Below are 1,777 nucleotides of genomic sequence, written 5' to 3'. Positions count from 1 at the left end.
CGTGGGGCTCATGCGCTCACGCTAGGTGCGGACCCCCGGGCGGACAACCGGGGCGGGTCAGGGCGCCGTGACCTCTTCGGCGGAGGGTCCGACGCCCTCGGCCGTGGGCTCGACCGCGTCGGCGGTGGACGGGAGCACCTGCGCGGGGAGCGCCGGCGCCTGGGCGAACGGCGCGGGCGGGGTGTGCGCGAGGACCCCGTCGAGCAGCCCACGCGCCCCGTCCGCGCCCGTCGTCCACTGCGACGCCGGCGCGCCGAGCAGCGGGTAGACGTTCCACCGGGTCCTGCCGTCGCCGTCCACGCGCGGCAGGAAGGACCACGCCTCGTCGACGCCGGGCAGCGACCACTCGCTGCGCGAGTCCGCGACCGTCCGCACCTGGCGTCCGCGGTCGTCGACGATCTGCACGTCGGACAGCGGGTTTCCAGCGGCGTCGTAGACGAAGAGGTTGCTCACCTGCTGCCCGTCGACGAAGACCCCCTCCTGCGGCACCACCTGGGTGACGACCTCGTTCTCGATAAACACGGGGTAGGAACCGGTCGACACGCGCCAGCGCAGCTCGGCGGTGAAGCTCTGGACCGCCCACGGGGTCGCCAGCACTGCCAGCACGCTCAGTGCGGCAAGGCCTCGACGCACGAGCATGACCCGTCGGCCCGCACCCCGCCCGACCGCGACCGAGAGACCAAGGCCGACGAGCAGGAGCACCCAGGCGCCGAACGTGTCGGGCACGTACCTGTCGAGACTCTCCTCGAAGGGGCTGAGCACCCCCAGCGCCAGGACGAACCACACCCACCCGCGCACCACCCACCACAGCGGGCGCAGCGCGACCGCGAGGTCGATCACCCCACGGCCGACCGTGGAGCCGCGCCAGGGTGCGGTCCACGCGACGAGGCCCTCCCAGGCGTCCGTGACGAGCCCGCGCACCGCGGCGCGCACCGGGCGGCGGGTGCGCCGTGCCGCGGCCGCCCCCAGCCCGGCCGCGGCGCGGAGCTCTGCGGCGTAAGCCTCCGGCCGGCCGAACCGGCTGGCCAGGTCGAGACGCTCCGTCCCGCCGTCGGCGCACGGCAGCCCGTCCGCGACCGATGGCCCTGCCGCGTCCTCGAGCGCTTCGGCGAGGTCTGCCTCCAGCCCGTCGGTGAGGTCCTCGACCTGCTCCGGTGCGAGGTCGGCGAGGTGGTCGCGCACGCGCGCGGCATAGGTGCTCACGTGGTCGAGCAGGACGGTGGCGGTCATCGAGGGTCTCCGGTCTCGAGCAGTGCGGTCATGGCGGACGAGAAGACGTGCCAGTCCTTGCGCTGGGCCTCGAGCATCGCCCGGCCCTGGGCGTTGATCCCGTAGTACTTGCGGTGCGGCCCCTCGTCGGACGGCACCACGTAGCTGGTCAGTGCACCCGAGGCGTAGAGCCGGCGCAGCGTGCCGTACACCGACGCGTCGCCCACCTCCTCCAGCCCTGCGGCGCGCAGCCGCCGCACGACGTCGTACCCGTACCCGTCCTCGCCCGCGACGACGGCCAGCACCGCGACGTCGAGCACCCCCTTGAGCAGCTGGGTGGTATCCATGCGCGCCTCCTCGGGTGGCCGGCAGAGCGACCGGGTCTGGTGCGGGAGCCGCCCCTCCGGCCACTCCCGCAGTCCACACACTACTACGGGACGCGCATTACCGGGAACCGCGCGCTTCCGCGTGTCGTGCGCGGTGCCTCATGCGGCCGGCGCGTGCCCCGAGCGGCTCAGCCGCGCTCGGCTGCGCTCCAGGCGATGCCGTCGAGGATGTCGTGCTCGGA

At 74.2% G+C, this 1,777-nt stretch carries 2 protein-coding genes; both read right to left on the bottom strand.

Features of this window, described 5'->3' with window-relative positions:
* Positions 1 to 57: 57 nt before the first annotated feature.
* Positions 58 to 1,230, bottom strand: coding sequence for an HAAS signaling domain-containing protein (locus PKY62_RS13260; protein ID WP_324537723.1), 1,173 nt, complete (start codon positions 1,228 to 1,230; stop codon positions 58 to 60).
* The gene (locus PKY62_RS13255; protein WP_324537721.1) at positions 1,227 to 1,556 is read right to left on the bottom strand and encodes a PadR family transcriptional regulator; all 330 of its coding nucleotides are present in this window, start codon (positions 1,554 to 1,556) and stop codon (positions 1,227 to 1,229) included. Before PKY62_RS13255 ends, PKY62_RS13260 begins: the two co-directional genes overlap by 4 nt.
* Positions 1,557 to 1,777: the final 221 nt, after the last annotated feature.

It is taken from the genome of Actinotalea sp., assembly GCF_035443605.1.
In the GTDB taxonomy this organism is placed as follows: Bacteria; Actinomycetota; Actinomycetes; order Actinomycetales; family Cellulomonadaceae; genus Actinotalea.
Note: the sequence above shows the minus strand (reverse complement) of the source record. Positions and strands in the feature narration are given on the sequence as shown.

Coding starts and splice junctions, on each gene's coding strand:
- PKY62_RS13255 (WP_324537721.1), bottom strand. CDS start 1,556: ATGGATACCACCCAGCTGCTCAAGGGGGTGCTCGACGTCGCGGTGCTG.
- PKY62_RS13260 (WP_324537723.1), bottom strand. CDS start 1,230: ATGACCGCCACCGTCCTGCTCGACCACGTGAGCACCTATGCCGCGCGC.